22 protein-coding genes are annotated in these 21,899 nt (G+C 63.2%); 21 read left to right on the top strand and 1 reads right to left on the bottom strand.

Annotation, left to right across the window (positions count from 1 at the left end):
* Window positions 1-7 precede the first annotated feature (7 nt).
* From ACWEQQ_RS05390 to ACWEQQ_RS05350, 9 genes are all read left to right on the top strand, one after another.
* Window positions 8-961 (top strand): PDR/VanB family oxidoreductase, encoded by a 954-nt coding sequence (locus ACWEQQ_RS05390; RefSeq protein WP_452347268.1) that lies wholly within the window; start codon window positions 8-10, stop codon window positions 959-961.
* Window positions 958-2,031, top strand: a complete 1,074-nt coding sequence (locus tag ACWEQQ_RS05385) for a phosphotransferase family protein (RefSeq protein ID WP_452347267.1) — start codon at window positions 958-960, stop codon at window positions 2,029-2,031. The genes ACWEQQ_RS05390 and ACWEQQ_RS05385 overlap by 4 nt, the downstream gene beginning before the upstream one ends.
* Window positions 2,032-2,038: 7 nt before the next feature.
* The gene (locus ACWEQQ_RS05380) at window positions 2,039-3,031 is read left to right on the top strand and encodes a DUF7064 domain-containing protein (RefSeq protein ID WP_452347266.1); all 993 of its coding nucleotides are present in this window, start codon (window positions 2,039-2,041) and stop codon (window positions 3,029-3,031) included.
* Window positions 3,032-3,048: 17 nt separating this feature from the next.
* On the top strand, window positions 3,049-3,483 hold the full coding sequence (locus tag ACWEQQ_RS05375) for a nuclear transport factor 2 family protein (protein WP_452347265.1): 435 nt from the start codon (window positions 3,049-3,051) through the stop codon (window positions 3,481-3,483).
* Window positions 3,484-3,579: 96 nt separating this feature from the next.
* Entirely contained in the window at window positions 3,580-4,743 is a 1,164-nt protein-coding gene (locus ACWEQQ_RS05370; RefSeq protein ID WP_452347264.1) for a thiolase family protein, read from the top strand.
* 169 nt (window positions 4,744-4,912) lie between these two features.
* Entirely contained in the window at window positions 4,913-6,043 is a 1,131-nt protein-coding gene (locus ACWEQQ_RS05365) for an acetyl-CoA C-acyltransferase (protein ID WP_452347263.1), read from the top strand.
* A gap of 2 nt (window positions 6,044-6,045) precedes the next feature.
* Window positions 6,046-7,191, top strand: a complete 1,146-nt coding sequence (locus tag ACWEQQ_RS05360; protein WP_452347433.1) for an acyl-CoA dehydrogenase family protein — start codon at window positions 6,046-6,048, stop codon at window positions 7,189-7,191.
* 23 nt (window positions 7,192-7,214) lie between these two features.
* A complete protein-coding gene (locus ACWEQQ_RS05355) occupies window positions 7,215-7,979 on the top strand; it encodes an SDR family NAD(P)-dependent oxidoreductase (protein WP_452347262.1) in 765 nt (254 codons plus the stop codon).
* A gap of 81 nt (window positions 7,980-8,060) precedes the next feature.
* Entirely contained in the window at window positions 8,061-8,939 is an 879-nt protein-coding gene (locus ACWEQQ_RS05350) for a LysR family transcriptional regulator (protein WP_452347261.1), read from the top strand.
* 7 nt (window positions 8,940-8,946) lie between these two features.
* Here the strand turns inward: ACWEQQ_RS05350 and ACWEQQ_RS05345 are convergent, their stop codons facing one another.
* Entirely contained in the window at window positions 8,947-9,831 is an 885-nt protein-coding gene (locus ACWEQQ_RS05345; RefSeq protein WP_452347260.1) for a LysR family transcriptional regulator, read from the bottom strand.
* Between the two features lie 150 nt (window positions 9,832-9,981).
* Here ACWEQQ_RS05345 and ACWEQQ_RS05340 point away from each other — a divergent pair, with 150 nt between their 5' ends.
* The 12 genes from ACWEQQ_RS05340 to ACWEQQ_RS05285 all read left to right on the top strand — a co-directional run bounded on the left by ACWEQQ_RS05340 (window position 9,982) and on the right by ACWEQQ_RS05285 (window position 21,174).
* The gene (locus tag ACWEQQ_RS05340) at window positions 9,982-10,761 is read left to right on the top strand and encodes a crotonase/enoyl-CoA hydratase family protein (RefSeq protein WP_452347259.1); all 780 of its coding nucleotides are present in this window, start codon (window positions 9,982-9,984) and stop codon (window positions 10,759-10,761) included.
* Window positions 10,758-11,909, top strand: a complete 1,152-nt coding sequence (locus ACWEQQ_RS05335) for a CaiB/BaiF CoA transferase family protein (RefSeq protein WP_452347258.1) — start codon at window positions 10,758-10,760, stop codon at window positions 11,907-11,909. Before ACWEQQ_RS05340 ends, ACWEQQ_RS05335 begins: the two co-directional genes overlap by 4 nt.
* Window positions 11,910-11,940: 31 nt before the next feature.
* Window positions 11,941-13,089 carry an acyl-CoA dehydrogenase family protein gene (locus ACWEQQ_RS05330; RefSeq protein ID WP_452347257.1) on the top strand — a complete coding sequence of 383 codons (1,149 nt, stop codon included), beginning with the start codon at window positions 11,941-11,943 and terminating at the stop codon, window positions 13,087-13,089.
* The gene (locus ACWEQQ_RS05325; RefSeq protein ID WP_452347256.1) at window positions 13,086-13,856 is read left to right on the top strand and encodes an enoyl-CoA hydratase/isomerase family protein; all 771 of its coding nucleotides are present in this window, start codon (window positions 13,086-13,088) and stop codon (window positions 13,854-13,856) included. Before ACWEQQ_RS05330 ends, ACWEQQ_RS05325 begins: the two co-directional genes overlap by 4 nt.
* Window positions 13,853-15,064: a CoA transferase gene (locus tag ACWEQQ_RS05320; protein WP_452347255.1), complete on the top strand. Its 1,212-nt coding sequence runs from the start codon at window positions 13,853-13,855 to the stop codon at window positions 15,062-15,064. Before ACWEQQ_RS05325 ends, ACWEQQ_RS05320 begins: the two co-directional genes overlap by 4 nt.
* The gene (locus ACWEQQ_RS05315) at window positions 15,061-15,897 is read left to right on the top strand and encodes an HpcH/HpaI aldolase/citrate lyase family protein (RefSeq protein WP_452347254.1); all 837 of its coding nucleotides are present in this window, start codon (window positions 15,061-15,063) and stop codon (window positions 15,895-15,897) included. The genes ACWEQQ_RS05320 and ACWEQQ_RS05315 overlap by 4 nt, the downstream gene beginning before the upstream one ends.
* Window positions 15,898-15,908: 11 nt before the next feature.
* Window positions 15,909-17,066: an acyl-CoA dehydrogenase family protein gene (locus ACWEQQ_RS05310; RefSeq protein ID WP_452347432.1), complete on the top strand. Its 1,158-nt coding sequence runs from the start codon at window positions 15,909-15,911 to the stop codon at window positions 17,064-17,066.
* 43 nt (window positions 17,067-17,109) lie between these two features.
* On the top strand, window positions 17,110-17,856 hold the full coding sequence (gene fabG, locus ACWEQQ_RS05305) for a 3-oxoacyl-ACP reductase FabG (protein ID WP_452347253.1): 747 nt from the start codon (window positions 17,110-17,112) through the stop codon (window positions 17,854-17,856).
* A gap of 5 nt (window positions 17,857-17,861) precedes the next feature.
* Window positions 17,862-18,749, top strand: coding sequence for an FAS1-like dehydratase domain-containing protein (locus ACWEQQ_RS05300; protein WP_452347252.1), 888 nt, complete (start codon window positions 17,862-17,864; stop codon window positions 18,747-18,749).
* Window positions 18,742-19,956 carry an acetyl-CoA C-acetyltransferase gene (locus ACWEQQ_RS05295; RefSeq protein WP_452347251.1) on the top strand — a complete coding sequence of 405 codons (1,215 nt, stop codon included), beginning with the start codon at window positions 18,742-18,744 and terminating at the stop codon, window positions 19,954-19,956. The genes ACWEQQ_RS05300 and ACWEQQ_RS05295 overlap by 8 nt, the downstream gene beginning before the upstream one ends.
* Entirely contained in the window at window positions 19,953-20,405 is a 453-nt protein-coding gene (locus ACWEQQ_RS05290) for a MaoC family dehydratase (RefSeq protein WP_452347250.1), read from the top strand. The genes ACWEQQ_RS05295 and ACWEQQ_RS05290 overlap by 4 nt, the downstream gene beginning before the upstream one ends.
* 124 nt (window positions 20,406-20,529) lie before the next feature.
* Window positions 20,530-21,174, top strand: coding sequence for a TetR/AcrR family transcriptional regulator (locus ACWEQQ_RS05285; RefSeq protein WP_452347249.1), 645 nt, complete (start codon window positions 20,530-20,532; stop codon window positions 21,172-21,174).
* Window positions 21,175-21,899 lie beyond the last annotated feature (725 nt).

The following is a 21,899-nucleotide window of genomic DNA, read 5'->3' as shown; positions in this document are numbered from 1 at the left end:
TCCCCAAATGACATCCCTACTACAGCTCCGCATCAACAAGGTCATTCACGAAACCGACGCTGTCGCTTCGATCTTGTTCGAGAGTCCGGATGGACAACCGCTGCCCCAATGGAGCCCGGGCGCCCATATCGAGATCATCCTCCCCTCGGGGAAGGCGCGGCAGTACTCGCTTTGCGGTGATCCGAACGACCGCTCGGTTTATGAGATTGCCGTCCTTCGCGAGGATGAAGGCCGAGGCGGCTCGGTGGAACTGCACCGTCTGGCCCAGGTCGGCGAGGTGCTCGGCGTGCGTGAGCCGCGGAACAACTTCCAGCAAGTGTCGGCCGACCATTACCTGTTCTTGGCAGGGGGAATTGGAATTACGCCAATCCTTCCGATGATCGCCGAGGCAAACGCGGCGGGCGCGAATTGGCGCCTTGTGTACGGCGGGCGCTCCCGTACCAGCATGGCCTTTCTGGACCGTCTTTCCCTCTACGATGCCGGTCGCGTTGACGTGGTCCCTCAAGATGAGAAGGGTTTTCCTGCGCTCGGCGAGGAGCTCGAGGGGTTGCATCCGCGCGGGCATGTGTACTGCTGTGGTCCGACCGGAATGATAAATGCCGTCACAGACCTGCATGTGACAAGTGGGCGAAGCACCGTGCTCCATGTCGAGCGGTTCGCTGCCGATCCGGACGCGGTCGTCGCAAAGGAAGGCGCCGCGTTCGAGGTCCAGCTGGCTCGTACCGGCGCAGCCGTCCCCGTCGGGCCGAGCGAGACAATTCTCGACGCTATCCGACCGGTTCTCACCAACGTGCCGTTCTCCTGTGGGGAGGGATATTGCGGCTCATGCGAGACGACGGTGCTGGCCGGCGAACCGGATCATCGCGACACATATCTGACCGATGACGAGAAAGAATCCAACGACACGATGATGATCTGCGTAAGCCGGTCGAACAGCACCCTGTTGAAGCTCGATCTATGACGATGAACGATAAGCCGTGGTTCGAGCAGTGGATTACCGAGCATCTTCCGGGCCTTACCCCTCCGGTGTCGATGGTCCGAATCGGTGCGGGGCAGTCGAACATCACTTACTTGGTCACCGATGCCTTGGGCCGGCGATGCGTGCTCCGGAGGCCCCCGGCAAATCGGCACGACTCCGCAGCACACGACGTACTTCGCGAGGCGCGGGTGCTCCGAGCCCTCGACGCCACCGAGGTGCCGGTGCCGAAGGTGCTCGGGTCCGCGGAGGCCACGAACGTCGAGGGCGGGAGCTTCCCGTTCTACGTCATGACAGCCATGCCGGGACGTGTGCTCGAGACGGTGGGCGACGCAGCGACCTTGACGGTGTCAGAACGCGGCGAACTCAGTACGCAGATGATTCGCGTGCTCGCAGCGATCCACCTGGTCGATGTCGAGGCCGCCGGACTGCAGGATCTCGGCCGTCGCGGCGACTTCATATCGCGGCAGCTCAAGCGAGGTCAGCGCAACTGGGACTACTGGGGCCGCACGTCCGACCACGACCACTCGTGGGAGGCGGTCCTGGCCCGCCTGCAGACCGGGATCCCGACTCAGGCAAGAACCGTACTGACCCACGGTGACCTGCGCCTTGCCAACGTGTTGATCGACGAAGGCACGGTAACAGCAGTTCTTGACTGGGAGCTGTGCACTCTTGGCGACCCACTGGCCGACCTGGCGTGGTTGCTCGACGACTGGCGCGCCGCCGACGAGCCCAGCATCGCCATCCCCAGCCCGACGCAGGCCGGAGGATTCGCCGACCGCGAAGCATTGATCCAGGAGTACGCCCGACTGACCGGATTCGACGTGTCGGGGATGGACTACTACCGCGCGTTCACGCACTGGAAGGCGGCGACGCTGCTGCAGGGCGTACTGACCCGACGCAGAGAAGGCGTTATGGGCGAGCACGGTTCCGTCGACTTGAACGTACTCGACAGCACAATCGGATTCCTCCTCGCCGAGGCCGATGAACTGCTTGAAACGGCCACCGAGCGAGACGGCGGGCCGCTGTCAAACCACCAATCGAACAGGAGCTAGAGCACAAATGAGCAGCCCGATCGATCCACAGCACGACTACCTGCATCCGATCACCGACCACCCCGACCACAATGAGAGCGCCTACTACAATTTCGGCGTCGTCGGCGGCATTACCGGATGGGTACGCATCGGCAACCGCATCAATGACGGATTCGCCGAGGTCACTGTCTGTCTTTATACCCCTGACCAGCGTATTGCCTTCTGGTGGAAGCGGGCAGAGATTGCCGACCCGGGCGTACACAATGCGGGCGGTCTGCGGTTCGAGGTTCTGGAACCGTTCCGCTCGCACCGGGTTACATACGCCGGTCCCGTCGCATTGTTCGACGACTTCCATGTCCTGGAGAATCCTAAGGAAGCCTTCGCGCAATCGCCTCGCGCGGACTGCGAAATCGACCTGCAGTTCACCGCGGCGTCGCCCGTCTGGGGCGGCCCGGAAGGAAGCCACAACTCGAAGGCGTTCGATGGCTTCGCCGGCAACCACTTCGAGCAGCATATGACGGTCACCGGAACTGTGCGTATCGGAGACGAGGAGTTCCCACTCGTCGACGGGCTCAGCGTGCGGGATCATTCCTGGGGACCGCGCAAGTGGCAGCAGGTGCACTGGTACCGCTGGCTGACCGCAAGCCTCACCCCGAATCTAGGATTCGCGTGCACGATCATCGGCGAGCTTGACGGCAACTACGCCACCCAGGGCTATCTCCATCGCGGACCAGATAAGCCACTGCTGGAAATCGTCGACGCCACCGTGCAAACCAACTATGACGAGGATTGGTACCCAACCGAGGCATTCTGGGTCCTGACGACTGAGGATGGTGTCAAACACCGGCTCGACGCCGAGGTCAGGCTCCCGCTGCCGCTGCGCCACGTTCGCGACGGAGAAACGACCCGAATCATCGAGGGCGCGACCGTGTATTCGTTGGATGACACCCGAGGACCCGGTCTCACCGAATACCTCGACCTAGTTGTCGACGGCAATTTCTGCGGTGCCCGGTTCGCATGACAGCTCCCATTGATGTCATGAATGAATCGACACCCCGTCACAGTATTTCGGATACGGTCGGGCAACTACTCGAGCATCTTTCAAAGGGCGCTCTCGAGCAAGCCCTCGCATTGGCTGACGACAATGTGGTCATGTCGATCCCATTTCAACCCCCGGGATACGTAACCCGAATCGAAGGCAAATCGGAACTTCGGGCGTTCCTCGCTCGCGTTCTCGACCTCTTCTCGCCGTTCGAGCTCCATCTGACCGAGACATTCCTTTCCGACACGGATGAGAGCGTGGTAGCTCACTACTACAGTGACGCGACGGTAGCGCGCACCGGTAAGCCATACGAAAACACCTACTTGGCAATTTTCCGGTTCGCCGACGGTCTACTTACCGAATGGACAGAATTTGCGAACCCTCTCGTGGTCCTCAAGTCATTCGAAGTGACGGATGTCGAGCCGTCCTGAAGTGAAAGTCCTGGACAACTCGTCTGGCGCGCTGGATAAGTCCCTCAGCTCGAGCCTACTTGCGAGGCCGCATCTACTACTAGCAAAGGAGACATCTTGCGAGATGCAGTAATCGTTGACGCGGTACGTACCCCCCTCGGAAAACGCCAAGGCGTACTCTCCGGTGTGCACCCGGCCGATTTGTCGGCGCAGCTCCTCAAAACTCTTGCGGAACGTAACTCGCTGGATCCTGCAGTTGTTGACGATGTCATCTGGGGTTGCGTATCTCAAGTTGGTGAGCAGGCCGGAAACATCGGTCGGTTCGCGGTACTGGGTGCGGGCTGGCCGGAGGAAGTGCCGGCCGTGACCGTCGATCGACAGTGCGGCTCGTCGCAACAGGCGGTCCATTTTGCAGCCGCTGGTGTGATATCCGGTCAATACGACGTTGCCGTTGCTGGCGGCGTGGAGTCCATGACCCGCGTTCCGATGGGTGTGGCGAGGCTCAACGGCCCGGGCAAGGCCTACGGCGAGCGTGCGGTTGCCCGATACAACGGAGTCGCCTTCAATCAGGGCGTCAGTGCGGAACTCATCGCAAGCAGGTGGAGTCTGAGCCGAACTCAACTGGATGAGCACGCGCTGCGATCACACGAGAATGCCGCCCGAGCAATCGATGAGGGTCGATTCAAGGGACAGATCGTTCCTGTCGAGGTACCTGCTGACGGTGGCGGCTCCCATCTCGTCGAAGTCGACGAAGGCGTTCGCCGCGGTGGAACTGTCGAGAAGATGGGCAAGTTGAAGCCGGCGTTCGACGAGAACGGAGTCATCACGGCAGGCAACTCGTCACAGATCTCGGACGGCTCCGCAGCGCTCCTCATCACCACTTCGGAGAAGGCTCGTCAAATGGGCTGGCGTCCTCTGGCTCGGCTGCACGCATTCGCGCTGGCAGGTGTCGACCCGCTCACAATGCTCACGGGCCCGATCCCGGCGACACATAAGGCATTGACCAAGGCAGGGCTGAGAATCGACGACATCGATGCGTTCGAGGTCAATGAGGCATTCGCCAGTGTCTCTCTTGCCTGGCTGGCGGAGACCGGTGCCGATGAGGCCAAGCTGAACCCGCTCGGTGGCGCCATCGCGCTTGGCCATCCCTTGGGCGGCTCCGGCGCGCGGCTCATGACGACGCTGGTTCACCACCTCCGTGACAACGGCCTGAAGTACGGGCTGCAAACAATGTGCGAGGGGGGCGGCACCGCCAACGCAACCATCGTGGAAGCACTGTAGACCTGAAAACGCTATCGGTCCCTTACCGAAAACAGCTCTGGCAAAGCGGTATAGGACCGAGCGATGAGTCCGTTCGGGTTCCGGTCTTTGTGGAAGCAAAAGGGCGCGTGATTGATTCGATATGGGCCCTATGCAGGACCCGCGCCGCGCACAAATCGAGGAGAGCAACATGAGGGATGCCGTCATTGTCGACGCTGTTCGAACACCCGTCGGCAAGCGAAACGGCGCGTTGTCCGGAATCCATCCAGGAGATCTGTCGGCACACGTGCTCACCGCACTGATCGAGCGCAACTCGATCGAACCCCACGAGATCGACGACGTCGTCTGGGGATGTGTCGGCCAGGTAGGCGACCAGTCCGGCAACATGGGACGGGTCGCAGTCCTCGCGGCCGGTTGGCCCGATTCGGTACCTGGCACCACCGTCGACCGGAGATGCGGTTCGAGTCAGCAATCTGTTCATTTCGCCGCAGCAGGCGTCATCGCCGGACACTACGACTTCGTCGTCGCAGGTGGTGTGGAGTCGATGAGCAGGGTGGCGATCGGTGCCGCGGTACAGGGCGGCGAGATGTACCCCCAGAGCGTTCTGGATCGCTATCGCGTCACTGAGTTCAATCAAGGTCTCGGCGCCGAGATGGTGGCCGAACGTTGGGGATTCAGCCGCACTCAACTCGACGAGTATTCCGCGCGCTCTCATGCGAGAGCGGCCGCGGCCACCGACTCCGGCGCTTTCGACGGCCAGCTGGTCCAGCTCGATGCCTTGCGGTATGACGAGGGAATCCGCCGGGCTTCGTCGGTTGACACGTTGGCAGCCTTGAAACCGGCCTTCCGCGACGGTGGGATGATCACCGCGGGCAACTCGTCGCAGATTTCCGACGGCGCCGGCGCGCTACTGATCACCTCCAGCGACCTCGCCCGCGACCGTGGGCTGAAGCCCCTGGCGCGAGTACACACCGTCGCACTGGCCGGAAGCGATCCGGTGATCATGCTGACTGCCCCGATCGACGCAACCGCCAAGGCGGTCAAGAAGGCGGGTTTGTCCATCGACGACATCGGAACGTTCGAGATCAACGAGGCCTTCGCACCCGTTCCGCTGGCATGGCAGGCGGAAACCGGCGTCGGCGACGATCGCCTCAATCCACTGGGTGGAGCCATCGCAGTGGGACATCCGCTCGGCGGATCCGGTGCGGTGCTCATGACCCGGCTTCTGCACCGGATGGTCGACGAGGGCATCCAGTACGGCCTGCAAAGCGTATGCGAGGCAGACGGTCTCGCCAACGCGACGATTCTGGAGCTGTTGTGACGATGCGGCGCACGGTATTCGAAGCAGAGCACGACGACTTCCGCCAGATGGCACGCGACTTCCTGGCGAAAGAGGTCGTGCCCCATTATGCGGACTGGGAGTCCGCAGGCCTGGTGCCTCGCGAAGTGTTCACCAGAATTGGCGAGCTCGGGGTCCTCGGCATGTCGATTCCGGAGGAGTTCGGTGGTGCCGGGGAAACAGGCTTCCTCTACTCCGCAATATGGGCAGAAGAGACGGTGCGCGCCTACGTGAATCTGGGCGGCCTCAGCGTGCATCTGAACGTTGTTCTCCCGTACTTTCTCAAATACTGCACTGCGGAGCAGCAGCAGAGATGGTTCCCCGGCCTCGCGACAGGCCAGCTGATGACCGCGATCGCTATGACCGAGCCCGGCACGGGCTCCGATCTGGCTGGAATGGCAACCACCGCAACACGGGACGGCGACCATTACCTGCTCAACGGCGCGAAGACATTCATCACAGGCGGCGTGAACGCAGACCTTTTCGTCGTGGTCGCGAGGACCTCCAGAAGTGACAACCGCCGAGACGGTTTGACCCTACTGGTCGTCGATCGCACGATGCCCGGATTCACCCAGGGCAGAAACCTCGACAAGATCGGGTTGAAGACGCAGGACACGGCAGAGTTGTTCTTCGAGGACGTCTTGGTCCCGGCTACCAATGTCCTTGGAGAAGAAGGTAAGGCGTTCAGTTACCTGACCAGCAATCTGGCGCAGGAACGACTCGGTATCGCGGTCGGTGCACAAGCCTCCGCCGAGGCCGCGTTGACAACCACGCTCGAATACGTCAAGGGCCGGCGTGTGTTCGGATCTACCTTGTCCACCTTCCAGAACACGAAGTTCGAGCTTGCAGCCTGCGCGGTAGACATCGAGGGCGGTCGGGCGCTGGTCGACCGGGCGCTTGCCGCTCACGAAACCGGCGAGTTGTCGGGTGCCGAGGCCGCGAAGGTAAAGGTCTTTTGCACCGAGTTGCAGGCCCGGGTCGTCGACCGATGCCTCCAACTGCACGGGGGGTACGGCTATATGCGGGAGTACCCGATCGCCCGCCTGTACGCGGATGCGCGAGTGACCCGAATTTACGGCGGCACCACCGAGGTGCTGAAGACAATCATTGCCAAATCACTCGATCTCTGAGAGTTCGAGGAGAGGATCAGCACATGCGTTTGGAAGACCTATCCATTGCAATCACGGGAGCCGCTTCCGGCCTGGGTCTTGCGACTGCGCGCAGGCTCGTGAAGGGTGGCGCCAAAGTCACGATCGTCGACCTACCGACCTCGAAGGGTGCCGAGGTCGCCGCTGAGCTCGGGGAAGCGGCCCGATTCGTCCCGGCGGACGTCACCGACCCCGAACAATTCGACGCTGCGCTGGACGCTGCTGACGACCGCGGCGGCCTACGCGGATTGGTGCATTGCGCGGGTGCCGGGCGCCGGATGCGAGTAGTCGACTCGAGCGGCAATCCAGGCTCGCTTGAAGATTTTGAATGGGTGATCAGGCTGAACCTGCTCGGTTCGTTCAATGCTCTTCGCCTCGGTGCGGCCCGGATGGCTCGCCAGGACGAGATCGACGGGGAAAGAGGCGCGATTGTGCTGACGGCCTCTGTTGCAGCATTCGAGGGACAGATTGGCCAGATCAATTACTCCGCTTCGAAGGCTGGGGTCGTCGGAATGGTCTTGCCCGCCGCGCGCGACCTCGCAAGCCGGGGTGTTCGGGTGTGCGCTATCGCTCCGGGCATCATCGACACCCCGCTCCTCGCTCGGCTTGGCGACGATGTGCGGGCGGCGCTCGAGAAGAGCGTTCCGAATCCGGCCCGACTTGGTCGGACCGACGAATTCGCACAGTTGGCGTGCCAGATCCTCGAGAATGGATACCTCAACGGTGAAACAATCCGCCTCGATGGGGCGCTGCGGATGGCGCCGCGCTGACCTCACCGTCGGCCGGGTTACCATACCAGCCAGTTGACAAACCCGCCCGGGCAGCGCATTTCGGTCAATTAGAGTCACGCTGTGGACCTCCACCAGATTGAGTACTTCCTCGCAGTCGTCGATCACAACGGCGTCAACGCGGCCGCGAGCGCACTCGACCTGCCCCAGCCGACGATCTCGGGATCTATTCGAGCGCTCGAACGCGACTTGGATGTGCTGCTGTTCCACCGGATCGGCCGTGGGATGGTCCTCACATCAGCCGGCCATAGCCTGGTGGGGCCAGCTCGCCGCATCCTCCGGGATGTGGTGACTGCGGAGGGATCTCTCGTCGATGCGGCCGGGCGGCAACGCGGGCGGCTGGACATCGCCACGATGCCGGCGCTTGCGGTCGACCCGGTCGCGCGGCTGGTAGGGGCTTTCCGACGTGAGTATCCAGCGGTCGCGGTGCGAATCACCAACTTGCGTCATGAGGCTGAGAGTTCAGCACTCATCCGCGACGGGCACAGCGAGATCGTGGTGTCGCTTCTTCCCATTCCCGATAGCGATGGTTTGGTGGTGCGTGAGCTAGGCGAGCAGGAATTCTGGCTTGTACTGCCGCCTGGCTCCGACCTGCCACCCGCCGATCCGTTGCCGCTGTCCGCATTGCCGGACGTGCCGCACGTGATCGTGCCCAAGAGCAGTTCCCAAGCCGTCGGCGAGATCGAGGATGCGATTGCTGCGGCTGGGCGCAGCATCATCCCGTCGGTCGTGATCGACCACCGCGAAGCCAGACTGCCACTTGTCATGGCAGGAGCGGGGGCTACTTTCCTCCCCAGGTCGATGGCCGAAGCAGCCAGCGCCCGCGGTGCAACCGTTCGGGCGGTGCAGCCGAAGATCAGTCGCCCGTTCGGTTTGATATTCCATGATAAGGCCCTCTCTCCGGCCGGCCGTGCATTCTTGCGACTCCTCGACATCGACTGAGCCGGGTCTATTCGGGACCACGATCGCTCGAAAGGCCCTGGGCGACTTGCATGAATGCATCGGCAGCCGGGGAAAGGGGACCGCGACGAAATGCGATTCCGACCGGTCGATGGACTTTCGGCGTGGTGGACCGCACCACGACGTCATGCAACTCCGTTTCGGCGATCGGCCGGGGCAAGAACGTAGCGCCGGCGCCTTGCCCAACGAGCTCCCAGATTGCATCTCGATGAACGCATTCGACAGCAACGAACGCGACCCCCTTGCCGAGTATCGCCTCAATTGCCGCGTTCGGCCCATCGCTTCCTGACTCGATCACGAGCGGTATCTCTGAGACCGCCTCGATGGGCACGGGGTCCGGTAGCTCGACGGCGATGGCAGGCGGGAGCACGAGACAAAGCTCCTGCTCCCACATCTGGCGAACCTCCAACCCCTCACTTGACAGGGGAAGATCGGCAAGTCCGATCTCCGCTATACCCCTACGGAGGTGGTCGACCAGGCCGGTGGGGCTGGTCGGATCGAGCACGGTGACCCTGATCGCGGGATGATTCTCGCGCAGGCCTTTGATCAGCTCGGGCAACGGATCAACGGCAAGTGTCGATTGAGCCGTCACGACCAATCGCCCCGTTATTCCATCGCGTACCGAATGGACTTTCTGCCGAGCGATGTCAATGTCTTTGAGGATCGTCCGCGCCGGTTCGAGGAACGCTCGCCCATCGGCTGTCAGGACCAGTTTCCCGCCCGACCGATCGAACAGCTGCACACCTAACTGACGCTCCAGAGTTCGGATGGCTTGCGACAACGACGGCTGAGCCAGGTAGAGCGCATGTGCTGCCTTCGTGATACCTCCGTGGTCCACCACAGCGACAAAGTATTCGACCAAACGAAGGTTCACGATTTCGGAGCCTAGTCCATCCCTTTATCTACCAGGTGTCATAGGCGCTGACGTTCGATTCGTACGCCACTAGGTCTTGGTCAGACGGTGAGGCCCGATGGTGCACTGGTTGCAAGCCCAGGCTAGGAACGACGAAGGAGTTGTGCAGCAGTGGAGTCGACGATCGCGACCGACGAGGTACTCGTCCGACGCGAGGGACGCATCCTGGTGATCACCCTCAACCGACCATCAGCGAAGAATGCCGTAACCCGAGCCATGGCAACAGGTGTCGCCGCCGCCCTGGATGAGCTCGACGGCAACGACGAGTTGTCGGTCGGTGTCATCGCCGGTGCGGGAGGCACATTCTGTGCAGGCATGGATCTCAAAGGATTCTTGCGTGGAGAGCGTCCGACCATCGAAGGGCGCGGATTCGCGGGATTGACCGAGGCGCCGCCCGCCAAACCGCTGATCGCAGCCGTCGAGGGGTATGCACTGGCCGGTGGATGCGAGGTGGTGCTTGCCTGCGATCTGATTATCGCCTCGACCACCGCCCGGTTCGGCATTCCCGAGGTAAAACGAGGCCTGGTCGCCGCCGCCGGCGGATTGCTGCGCCTTCCGCACCGCGTCCCACGGCAGCTCGCGATGGAACTTGCCTTGACGGGTGACATGCTCAGCGCAGAGCGGGCGTACCAGGCCGGATTGGTGAACCACCTGGCGGACCAGGGCAATGCATTGCCGATGGCGCTCGAGTTCGCCACCAGAATCGCCGATAACGGACCGTTGGCGGTAGTCGCCAGTAAGCGAGTCATCGTCGAGCATGAGCAGTGGCCCGAGCAGGAACGGTGGACACGACAGCGGGAGATCATCAACCCGGTGTTCGCGTCCGAGGATGCTCAAGAGGGTCCGCGCGCGTTCGCCGAGAAGCGTCGCCCGAACTGGCAGGGACGATGAACGACACCGGGTCGCAATCCGGGCCTCTCTCCGGAATCCGCGTGATCGAACTGGGCGGGATCGGCCCCGGCCCCTTTGCCGCGATGGTTCTCGCCGACCTCGGCGCCCACGTTGTCCGGATCCACCGCACATTCGAGTCGGCCGCCGCCAACCCGGTCCTCGACCGTGGCCGACAGTCGCTGGCCGTGGACCTCAAGGATCCGCGTGGTGTCGAGATCGTCCGCCAATTGATCGACACGGCTGACGTTTTGCTCGAAGGCTTCCGACCTGGTGTGGCAGAGCGGCTCGGGTTCGCTCCCGCGGCCCTGATCGAGCGAAATCCCCGTCTTGTGGTCGGCCGGATGACGGGTTTCGGCCAGGACGGTCCACTCGCGGATCGGGCCGGACACGACATCAACTACATCGCTCTGTCTGGTGCACTCGCGTCGATCGGACGCCCTGGACAGCCACCGACTCCCCCGCTCAACCTGGTGGGCGACTTCGGTGGCGGTGGGATGCTGCTGGCCCTCGGTGTGCTCGCCGCCGTGATTCATGCTCGGTCCTCTGGATCCGGGCAGGTGGTGGACGCATCCATGGTCGAAGGCTCAGGGCTGCTGATGTCGATGATGTACGGAATGCTGGCGCGCGGCTCATGGACGATGGAGCGCGGAGAAAACCTCTTCGACGGTGCTGCGCCCTTCTACGACGTCTACGAATGCGGCGATGGCGAATACGTTGCCGTTGGAGCACTCGAAATGCCGTTCTTCGTCAATCTCGTCGACGTTCTGGGTCTTTCCAACACGGTCGACACCGGCCGGCAACGGGACCGCAGCACTTGGTCATCCCTGCGTAAGCAGTTGACCGAGGCATTCAAGAGCCGCACCCGTGACGAGTGGCTTCAGCGATTCGATGGCGTCGATGCCTGTGTCACCCCTGTGCTGACCATGGCCGAAGTGTCCAACCACCCGCACAACGCCCACCGGCAGAGCTTCTTTACGGACTCGGATGGTGCGCTGCACCCGGCGCCCGCGCCCCGGTTCGAATTGACCCCGTGCGCTCTGCCGGCGGCTTCACCCGTGCCTGGGCAGGACACTCGGGCGGTCCTTACCGGTCTGGGTCAATCGCAGGCTGATATCGACCACCTGCTGGCTGAAGGGGTCGTGCGATGAGCCACCCATTCTCACAGAACGGAGCAAACTAGTGGATGAGGAAGCCTTCCGAGTTGTCCTCGACACCGTGCGGACGTTCGTCCGCAAAGAGGTCGTACCGGCTGAGGAGCTCATCGAGGAAGCCGATGCAATTCCCGAACCTATCCGTTCGAAGGCCGCGGAGATGGGCTTGTTCGGCTACGCGCTGCCTGAGGAGTACGGCGGACTCGGCTGCACGATGATCGAGGAAGTCGAACTCGCGATGGAGCTCGGCTACACCTCACCAGCGTTCCGATCGTTGTTCGGGACCAACAACGGCATCGCCGGGCAGGTACTCGTCAACTTCGGCACCGAAGATCAGAAACGCAAGTATCTGCCGGGTCTGGTGAGCGGCGCAAAGCTTGCTTCGTTCGCTCTGACCGAACCTGACGCGGGCTCGGATCCCAGCGGGCTGCGGACCCGCGCGGAACGGACCGAGGGCGGCTACTTGATCACCGGCCAGAAACGGTTCATCACCAACGCGCATCTTGCCGATGTGTTCATGGTTTTCGCGCGCACCGATCCGGACGCGCCACCGGCCGACGGAATATCAGTCTTCGCGGTCGACGCGGACCTGGAAGGGCTGACGGTTGGGCCGAAGGACGCCAAGATGGGGCAACGCGGAGCACAGACCGCAGAAGTGTTTTTCGATCGGGTATTTGTTCCCGACTCCGCACTGATCGGTGGTGTCGAGGGCGCCGGATTCGTAGCCGCTATGCGCTCGCTGAGCAAAGGCCGACTGCACATCGCCGCAATCTGTGTCGGATTGGCACAGCGTCTGGTCGAGGAAAGCGCCAGCCACGCTGCCAGCGCCAAGCAAGGTGGCCGGCCGATCGGTGAATTCCAGCTGGTACAGGCGATGCTGGCGGACTCGCAGACTGAGCTCTATGCCGGGCGCGCGATGGTGCGAGAAGCCGCGCGAGCCTTCGCTGACGGCAGTGATCGCCGACTGGCGCCGTCATGCGCAAAGCTCTTCTGCTCGGAAATGGTGGGAAGAGTTGCCGACCGCGCTGTCCAGATTCACGGCGGGCTGGGCTATATGCGCTCGGTCCCGGTAGAGCGGTTCTATCGCGATGCCCGGCTGTTCCGGCTTTACGAGGGAACGAGTGAAGTCCAGAAGGTGATCATCGCAAAGCACGTGTTGAAAGGGGTAGTGCGGTGAACGGTCCCGCAGTACTGATCAACCGGGACAGCCCGGTTTGGACCCTGACATTGAATCAGCCGCATCGACGAAACGCGCTCGACATCGACGACCGCCGCGAGCTTCTCGACGCACTGCGGTGGGCGGAGATCGACCCTGGCTGCCGAGCCATCGTCTTGGCAGGAGCCGGCGCCGTCTTCTGCGCCGGTGCCGATCTTCAGTCCATGACGGTCGACCCAGAGGTGGCGCGCAGCCGCATGCACCGGGTAAATGACCTTGCCCGCGCCCTGATTCTGAATACGAAGCCGCTTGTCGCAGCCGTCAATGGTGGCGCCTTCGGTCTTGGACTCGCCTTGGCCGCGGGCTGCGATTACGTTGTCGCAGCCGAGGATTCGCGCTTTGCTGCATCCTTCGGACGCGTCGGACTGACCGCAGACACCGGACTGTTCTGGAGCCTGCCCCAGCGAACAGGGCCTGCGATGGCGAAGAAAATCATCCTCTTCGCCGAAGTAGTCGGTGCGGCCGAGGCACTCCGAATCGGGCTGGTTGATGAAACGGTCCAGTCGGATGCGGTACTCGCGCAGGCTCACGAACGCGCGCGCCGACTCGCCGCGCTTTCGCCCCAGATGGTGGCGGGTACCAAGCAGATCTTCAGCCAGCCGGATCAGGACCTCGCCTCGATCCTGGCAGCCGAACTGGAGACACAATCCAAACTTCTCGGCACCGAATACTTCGCCGACCGTCGTGGAGAATTCTTCGCTCGCGCCGAGAAAAAGACACGGGCATGAACGGGCCGCTGTCCGGGCTGCGTGTCGTCGAGGTCTCGAGCTACGTCGCCACCCCACTGTGCGGCATGACCCTCGCCCAGCTGGGGGCAGAGGTTATCCGCGTCGAGCCGATCGGTGGGGCACCCGACCGCACGCGTTGGCCACTGGCTCCCAGCGGGACCAGCCTCTACTGGGCGGGCCTGAACAAAGGCAAACGAGCAATCGAAGTGGACTTGTCCACAGCCGCCGGTCGCCAGGTCGTTGTCGATCTTGCGGCCGAATGTGGTGTCGTACTCGCCAACTCCGACCGTCAACTGACCTTCGAAGATTTGCGCGCAAAACGGGCCGACATCATCCATGTGCTGCTGACCGGGCGTCGCGACGGAACTGCCGCCGTGGATTACACCGTCAATGCAGCAACCGGTTTCCCATCCGTGACCGGCCCCGAGGACAGCCCCGACCCGGTCAATCACGTGCTGCCCGCCTGGGATGTTGCGGCTGGTTTGTACCTGGCGGTCGGGCTGCTCGCCGCGGAACGGACCCGCCGACTCGAGGGTGAGGGCCAGCAGGTGCGAGTCGCGCTGGAAGACGTCGCGCTGGCCACCGCAGGCAGCCTCGGCTACCTGGCCGAGGCCCAGTTGGGCGGCGAACGCCGACCATCCGGCAATTACGTCTACGGCACCTACGGCCGGGACTTCACCACCGCAGACGGTCACCGCGTCATGGTGGTCGCGCTCACTCCGCGGCACTGGCACGAACTTGTTCGAGTGACTGGGTGCGGCGAAGTGATGACCGCACTCGCCGGCTCGCTGCACGCCGACTTCGAGTCCGAAGCCGATCGCTACCGCCATCGCCGAGTGCTCAGCGCCGTACTTGCTGAATGGTTCGAATCGAACTCCTTCGCGGACGTCGAGACGGCGCTGAACCGCACGCACGTGTTGTGGTCGCGTTACCGCAGTTTCGCCGACCTGGCTGCGGACGATGCGCTCCTACTGCGGGATAGCCCACTGATGGCCCCTGTCCTGCAGCCCGGCGTAGGCACGTACTTGGCTCCCGGCTCGCCGGTGGTCATGGGCGGAACACAGGCGCCACCGGTTGCTGCGCCATCTGTTGGTCAACACACAGCCGATGTCTTGCGCGCCGAGCTCAAGCTGTCCACGCAGGACCTCGAGAAGTTGGCCGAAATGGGTGCGATCCCTGCCGCGGCACGGACAGAGGGAGCCGCATGAGCGCGCCCGCAGGACGTGTGCGAGACGCCACGACGCTGCTGTTCGTTCCCGGCGATCGCCCGGAGCGATTTGCCAAAGCCGCCGCATCGGGTGCCGATCTCGTTGTGCTGGACCTGGAGGACGCGGTCGCGCCCGACCACAAGGGCGTCGCGCGCGGCCATGTGGCCGAATGGCTGGCCGATGGGCGCGAATGTGCGGTACGGATCAATGCACCGGGCACGGCATGGCATGTCGAGGACGTGGAAATGGTCGCTCGACACCACTGCGCCGTAATGCTGCCCAAGGCGGAGGCTACAGAGACTGTGCAGAAGGTCTCGGAACAGCTCGGCAAGTATTCGTGCCTGATTGCCTTGATCGAGACTGCTCGTGGCGTCATGGATGCGCGGGAGATCGCAACGGTGCCGACTGTCCGCCGACTGGCTTTCGGCAGCTTCGATCTTGCCGCGCAATTGGGCGTCGATCCAGCAGACCGTGAAGCTCTCGCATCCGCCAGGGCAGCGCTGGTACTCGCATCGGCAGCCATGGGCCTCGGCGGTCCAATCGACGGTGTCACCGGCGACCTCCGCAACAACGACCTCCTGACCGATGACGTGCATTACGCGCGTCGCCTGGGATTCACCGGAAAGCTGTGCGTGCATCCGAGGCAAGTCGCCACGGTCTCCGCGGCTCTACGCCCCACCGCCGAACAGATCCGTTGGGCGCAGACCATTGCGGACGCGACCTCATCAGACGGTGTCACCGCGGTGAACGGGCAAATGATCGACAAGCCAGTGCTGGACCGCGCATACCGGATCCTCCAGCAGGCAGAAGAAGGGAGCCTCCGATGGCACTGACCGACGACGAAATGACGTTCAGCAGCGACGAGCTGGAGATGATCGCTCTGGTCTCGGAGTTCGTGAACGAGCGAGTTCGCCCGCGGGTACGGGAGTTCGAGGAGAACGACATCTACCCAGCCGAATTCATCGATGAGATGAAGAAACTCGGGTTCTTCGGGCTGCTCGTGCCCGCTGAATACGGCGGTGTAGAGATCAGTACGGCCTGCTTCGCACGGGTCACAGAGGAACTCGCGCGCGGCTGGATGAGCCTGGCGGGCGTAATCGGCGGCCACTCCGTAATCACCTACCTGATCAAGACTTTCGGCACACCCGAACAGCGCGTCCGATACCTGCCCCGGATGGCTGATGGCTCGATCCGTGCCACAATGGCTCTCACCGAACCGGGTGGTGGCAGCGATCTGCAGGCCATGCGCACCCATGCCGTGGCCGATGGTGAGACGTGGTCGATTTCCGGGTCGAAGACGTGGATCTCCAACGCTGCGAACTCTGACTTGATCGGCCTGCTCTGCATCACCGATCAGACCGCCAGCCCGACGCATCGCGGCATGAGCGTGCTGCTCGTCGAGCCGGGCGAGGGCCTCACCATTTCGAAGAAGCTACCCAAACTCGGTTACCGCGGAGTCGAAGCGTGCGAGCTGCTGTTCGACGCGATGCTCGTGCCTAAGGACGCCGTGCTCGGTGGGGTGCCACACCAGGGCTGGACACAAATGATGCGCGGACTGGAAGTAGGCCGTATCCAGGTCGCCTCTCGAGCGCTCGGTGTAGGACAGGCAGCCCTCGACGCAGCCGTGAAGTACGCGCAGGAGAGGGAGTCGTTCGGCCAGCAGATCTGGAAGCACCAGTCTGTGGGAAACATGCTGGCCGACATGGCCACCAAGATGCGTGCGGCCCGCCTGCTGACTCTGAATGCCGCCCAACGGTTGGACGGCGGTGGCCGAGCCGACATGGAGGCAGGAATGGCAAAGCTCTTTGCCTCGGAGACTGCGATGCAGGTAGCTCTCGACGCGATGCGCGTGCACGGAGGCTACGGGTTCTCCAAGGAGTTCGACGTCGAACGGTACTTCCGCGACGCCCCCCTGATGATCCTCGGCGAGGGCACCAACGAGATCCAGCGCAACGTGATCGCGGCGCAGCTCATCGCTCGAAACAAGATCGAAAAGCACTGATTTACGGCCCGGCTCAGCAGCCGACTGCCAGAACGGAGTTGAAATGCCTCAGCCATTGCTGGCTGGCCGAACCGCTGTGATCACCGGCGGTGCGCAAGGTATCGGGTTCGCCATCGCAGAACTCTTCGTCGCAGAGGGCGCGCGTGTCGTGCTCGCCGACCTCAACAGCGACGACCTCGACCTTGCCGCCGAACGGCTGGGTGGGCCCGAAGTGGCCAGGGGGATCCGTTGCGATGTGACGCGCGGGTCCGACGTAGAGGCACTGCTGGCGTCAACGCTGCAGACGTTCTCCTCGGTGGACGTCATGGTCAACAATGCGGGCATCACACGCGACGCAACGATGCGCAACATGACCGAGGAACAATTCGACCAGGTGATCAACGTGCATCTGAAGGGCACGTGGAACGGAACGCGCCAGGCTGCCGCCATCATGCGGGAACGCAAACGCGGCGCAATCGTGAACCTGTCGTCGCTGTCCGGCAAGGTCGGCATGGTCGGTCAGACGAACTATTCGGCGGCCAAGGCCGGAATCGTCGGGCTGTCCAAAGCTGCCGCAAAGGAACTGGCCCACCATGGCGTGCGCGTCAACGCGATCCAGCCTGGCCTTATCCGCACGGCAATGACCGAGGCTATGCCCCAGCCGGCGTGGGACCAGAAGATGTCCGAAATCCCGATGCGCCGTGCAGGCGAGGTCGCCGAGATCGCCTCAGTCGCTTTGTTTCTCGCGTCGGACCTGTCGTCGTACATGACCGGCACCGTGCTGGAAGTCACCGGCGGAAGGTTCATGTAGTCGCGATGGAGCAATGGGAACCGCATACCGTCACTACCCTCGAGGAGTTGCAGCCCGGGCCCGTCGCCGCGCTTGCGGGCATTTTCGACAATGGTCTCCCTGCGCCGGGCCCCGGGGACTGTCTACCGCCCCTATGGCACTGGATCGCGCTGGCTCGCTGGCCGGTTTCTTCGGAGCTGGGCTCAGACGGACATCCGGCACGCGGCCAGTTCCTCCCACCAATAGAGCTGCCACGCCGGATGTTCGCGGGCGGGGAGGTCCGATTCCACACAGACCTGCAGGTTGGCGACGATGTTCGCCGGGAGTCAACCGTGCAGTCCGTAACAGAGAAGGTCGGCCGCTCAGGCCGACTTGTCGTGGTCGTCGTGATGACCCGGTTGTACCGACTCGACGGTCGTCTGGCGATCGAGGAACGACAGGATCTGATTTACCGAGAAGCCGCAGCGCCGTCTGACACAGCTGCGGCGCCCGTGGACGCCGCAACTCTCGAGCCGGTCGGCAGCCCGTTCCGACGGGCCGACATGTGGAACTGGGACTTCGCGACCGATCCGACCCTGCTCATGCGCTTCTCCGCGGCCAGCGCCAATGCCCACCGGATCCACTACGACTGGCCCTACACGACCCGTGTGGAGGGATATCCAGGTCTGGTGGTGCATGGACCACTCATAACACTCGCCCTCGCCGAAGTGCTCCGGCTGCACCACGATCCCCGCCGCGTCAGCCGGCTGCGTCACCGCAACTTGGCGCCACTGTTCTGCGGTCAGTCTGCGCGGCTGTGCGGCCGATCCGACCCAGATGGTTTCGCCCTCGACCTCATCGGGCCCGGCGGCGACACTGCGGGAGCCCACACCACCTTGACACTCGAATTCCAGAAAGGCACTTCCGATGCGTGATGCGGTGATCTGCGAACCGGTTCGAACCCCGATCGGTCGTTTCGGCGGTTCGATGCAAACGCTGAGCGCCGCCGAGCTGGGGACGATTGTGCTCAAGGGCCTGCTCGAACGCACCCTTATAGATCCCGCAGTGATCGACGACGTTGTGCTCGGCCATTGCTATCCCAGCGCCGAGGCGCCTGCAATCGGGCGCGTGGTCGCGCTGGACGCCGGACTGCCCACCACCGTGCCAGGTATGCAGGTGGATCGACGGTGCGGATCCGGCCTCCAGGCCGTCCTGCAGGCCGCAATGCAGGTTCAGGCCGGCATCAGCGACATCGTTGTAGCCGGCGGTGTCGAGAGCATGAGCAACACGATCTTCTACGCCACCGACATGCGCTGGGGTGTCAAAGGTAAGGGCGTGACATTGCACGATTCCCTCGCGCGTGGCCGTGCGACGCCGGGCGGTCGGCACTTTCCGATCCCCGGCGGCATGCTCGAAACAGCAGAGAACCTTCGGCGCGACTACGCCATCAGCCGCGAGGAACAGGACCAACTGGCACTCACCTCGCATCAGCGCGCGCTCGCTGCGCAGGCGTCTGGAATCTTCGCAGAGGAGATCATCCCGGTTCCGGTTGAAACAAAGAAGGGACGCGTCGTAGTCGAATCCGACGAGCACCCGAGGGCAGATACGTCGCTCGAGTCTCTCGCCTCGCTACGACCGGTACTGTGCAAGCAGGACCCCGGGGCTACGGTGACAGCGGGCAACTCCAGCGGCCAGAACGACGCTGCTGCGGTCTGCATCGTCACGCACCCTGACCGCGCCGCCCAGCTGGGGCTGCGACCGCTGGTCCGGCTGGTCTCATGGGGTTTGGCCGGCGTGTCACCGAAGGTCATGGGCATTGGCCCTGTGCCTGCTACGGCGGCAGCACTGGCAAAAGCAGACCTGAAACTCTCCGATATCGACCTCATCGAGCTCAACGAAGCCTTCGCGGCGCAGGTACTGGCCTGTACCAGTGAATGGGGCTTCGGTGCCCGCGACTTCGAACGGGTCAACGTGCACGGTTCGGGCATCTCACTGGGACACCCGGTCGGCGCCACCGGCACTCGCATCCTGGTGACAATGTCCCGAGAAATGGAGCGTCGCGGAGTGCGATACGGCCTGGAAACGATGTGCATCGGAGGCGGACAGGGGCTGGCAGCGATTTTCGAAAGGGTAGTCGGATGACCCGAACATTCGAGTCCCTGGATGAAGTTGTGGCCGCGCTGGGCGAAGAGCTGGGTCCAAGCGAGCCGTTGGTGATCGACCAGGATCGCATCACAGCGTTTGCCGAGACGACAGGCGACCAGCAGTGGCTCCATGTGTCCCCTGAGCGCGCCGCGAGTGGCCCGTTCGGCACCACTATCGCCCATGGTTACCTCACCCTGTCCCTGCTCCCCTACTTCGGCCAGCAGTTGTTCCGGTTGGGATTCGGAAGCGCGAGAGTCAACTACGGGCTCAACAAGGTCCGGTTTCCGGCGCCGGTACCGGTCGGATCGTTGCTTCGCGCGAGGGCAACCTTCGTGGATCTGAAGGAAGGCTCCGCTGGGACCACACTGACGACTCGATATGTCTTGGTGGTCGACGGCGCTGCAAAGCCAGCGTGTGTGGCCGAGACCCTGATCGTCCTGACGTAGGCAACGCCGGGCCTGCACAGTCCTTGTCCTCATCGCGATGAGGACAAGGACCACGACGAAGCCGGCGCATCAGGTACTTGTTAGTTCGGCGACGCGGCCGATTGGAATGCCGAAGAAGGTAGACATGAAACCCGCCCTCCTCGAACCGGCACGCAGCCCATCACCGGCCGACTACCGCGCGGCTCGCCTCCTGCGGCGCGAGCAAGCCCTCACCGCCGCCCTCACGCTCTTCTCCGAACACGACTACCACGCCGTCGCAATGACCGACATCGCGCAGCGCGCCGGCATGAGCAAACCCATCCTCTACAAACACTTCACCAACAAACTCGACCTGTACCTCGCAGTCCTGCAATCCCGCCTCGATGCCTTTGTGCCAGCCGTACGCAGGGCCGCGGGTACACCGGGCGACCGACGCACCCGCCTGCGCGCCATCATTCAGAGCTACTTCGACTTCGCCGATATCGACACCCTCGGCTACCAGCTCGTCTTCGGCTCGTCCATCCCCGCCGAACCCTCAGCGCAGCTGCGTTTGAGCAAAGCCACCGGCCGGTGCATCGACGCAGTATCACACGTGATCTCTCCGGAACCATCCATCGACGACCACCGCCTCCGCACTATCTCCTCCGCACTCGTGGGCATGATCCACTTCACCGTGACCGCCTGGATCAACGCCAACCGCCCCATCACCAAAACCGACGCCATCGACACCACCGCCGACCTCTACTGGGGCGGACTTTCTGGTATTCCCCACCGGACCACCACAACGTAGGCGAGTGCACGTTGGCGGACTGGAACGCCTGTCAGTGGGATCGAGATCGGTGGGTGGTTCAGTCGTGAAAACGGGCATCAGTTGATCGCTAATTTGAGCATCGGTTGCGGTGCCCGCAGCGAGCGTCTCGGATCAGCTCTGGGCGACGTGCGTATGAGCGAGGAGGTAGGAGCCGGTTCTCACGCGGGCCTGAGAGTGAACAGGTTCTCGGAGGTATCCACGACGGCCTCTAGACGCGCGCCGACCCGCGTAACCGGCTCAGGCTCACACCTGAACTGCCCTTCGAACGAGGGCACGCCCGGCCGCTGATCCGCAAGGTCATTACCGCCCAATCGCTTTCGCCCTCGGTGGTGTCCCCACCACGTCGATGACCTCCGCGACCGCCGGCCGACCGGATCGTCCCAAACGCGCGAAGTCCGCCCGCTGCCCGTCCGCATCACTCCAGAACGAGAAGCCCATGACAGCCAGCAGTGGCGCACAGAGAATCCCGTAGATAGCCCGTTCCCACCAGGCAATGTCCGAAACAATAGGCCCGGCAAGCAAACCGGCGGCGGCCATCCAGGCAAGCACAGCTCGGCAGCGCGCCGCAACAATGCTGCCGCCAGCGAGTGTCGCCCCTCGGACGACATCGGGATTCCTCATTTGGAGGTCCTCCTCTCAGGGGCGACATCAGCGGTAACGCACAGCTATGCCGCCACCGGATCCTCGCTGAGGAAAAGCCTGCG

The sequence above is a fragment of the Nocardia sp. NPDC004123 genome (genome assembly GCF_053603795.1).
This window is presented reverse-complemented; position numbering and strand designations above follow the sequence as displayed.

Excerpts from the sequence above, each read along its gene's own strand:
- ACWEQQ_RS05385 (WP_452347267.1), top strand. The coding sequence starts at position 958 with ATGACGATGAACGATAAGCCGTGGTTCGAGCAGTGGATTACCGAGCAT.
- ACWEQQ_RS05290 (WP_452347250.1), top strand. The coding sequence starts at position 19,953 with ATGACCCGAACATTCGAGTCCCTGGATGAAGTTGTGGCCGCGCTGGGC.
- fabG (WP_452347253.1), top strand. The coding sequence starts at position 17,110 with ATGCCTCAGCCATTGCTGGCTGGCCGAACCGCTGTGATCACCGGCGGT.
- ACWEQQ_RS05375 (WP_452347265.1), top strand. The coding sequence starts at position 3,049 with ATGAATGAATCGACACCCCGTCACAGTATTTCGGATACGGTCGGGCAA.
- ACWEQQ_RS05335 (WP_452347258.1), top strand. The coding sequence starts at position 10,758 with ATGAACGACACCGGGTCGCAATCCGGGCCTCTCTCCGGAATCCGCGTG.
- ACWEQQ_RS05300 (WP_452347252.1), top strand. The coding sequence starts at position 17,862 with ATGGAGCAATGGGAACCGCATACCGTCACTACCCTCGAGGAGTTGCAG.
- ACWEQQ_RS05380 (WP_452347266.1), top strand. The coding sequence starts at position 2,039 with ATGAGCAGCCCGATCGATCCACAGCACGACTACCTGCATCCGATCACC.
- ACWEQQ_RS05285 (WP_452347249.1), top strand. The coding sequence starts at position 20,530 with ATGAAACCCGCCCTCCTCGAACCGGCACGCAGCCCATCACCGGCCGAC.
- ACWEQQ_RS05390 (WP_452347268.1), top strand. The coding sequence starts at position 8 with ATGACATCCCTACTACAGCTCCGCATCAACAAGGTCATTCACGAAACC.
- ACWEQQ_RS05365 (WP_452347263.1), top strand. The coding sequence starts at position 4,913 with ATGAGGGATGCCGTCATTGTCGACGCTGTTCGAACACCCGTCGGCAAG.
- ACWEQQ_RS05315 (WP_452347254.1), top strand. The coding sequence starts at position 15,061 with ATGAGCGCGCCCGCAGGACGTGTGCGAGACGCCACGACGCTGCTGTTC.
- ACWEQQ_RS05320 (WP_452347255.1), top strand. The coding sequence starts at position 13,853 with ATGAACGGGCCGCTGTCCGGGCTGCGTGTCGTCGAGGTCTCGAGCTAC.
- ACWEQQ_RS05355 (WP_452347262.1), top strand. The coding sequence starts at position 7,215 with ATGCGTTTGGAAGACCTATCCATTGCAATCACGGGAGCCGCTTCCGGC.
- ACWEQQ_RS05360 (WP_452347433.1), top strand. The coding sequence starts at position 6,046 with ATGCGGCGCACGGTATTCGAAGCAGAGCACGACGACTTCCGCCAGATG.
- ACWEQQ_RS05295 (WP_452347251.1), top strand. The coding sequence starts at position 18,742 with ATGCGTGATGCGGTGATCTGCGAACCGGTTCGAACCCCGATCGGTCGT.
- ACWEQQ_RS05310 (WP_452347432.1), top strand. The coding sequence starts at position 15,909 with ATGACGTTCAGCAGCGACGAGCTGGAGATGATCGCTCTGGTCTCGGAG.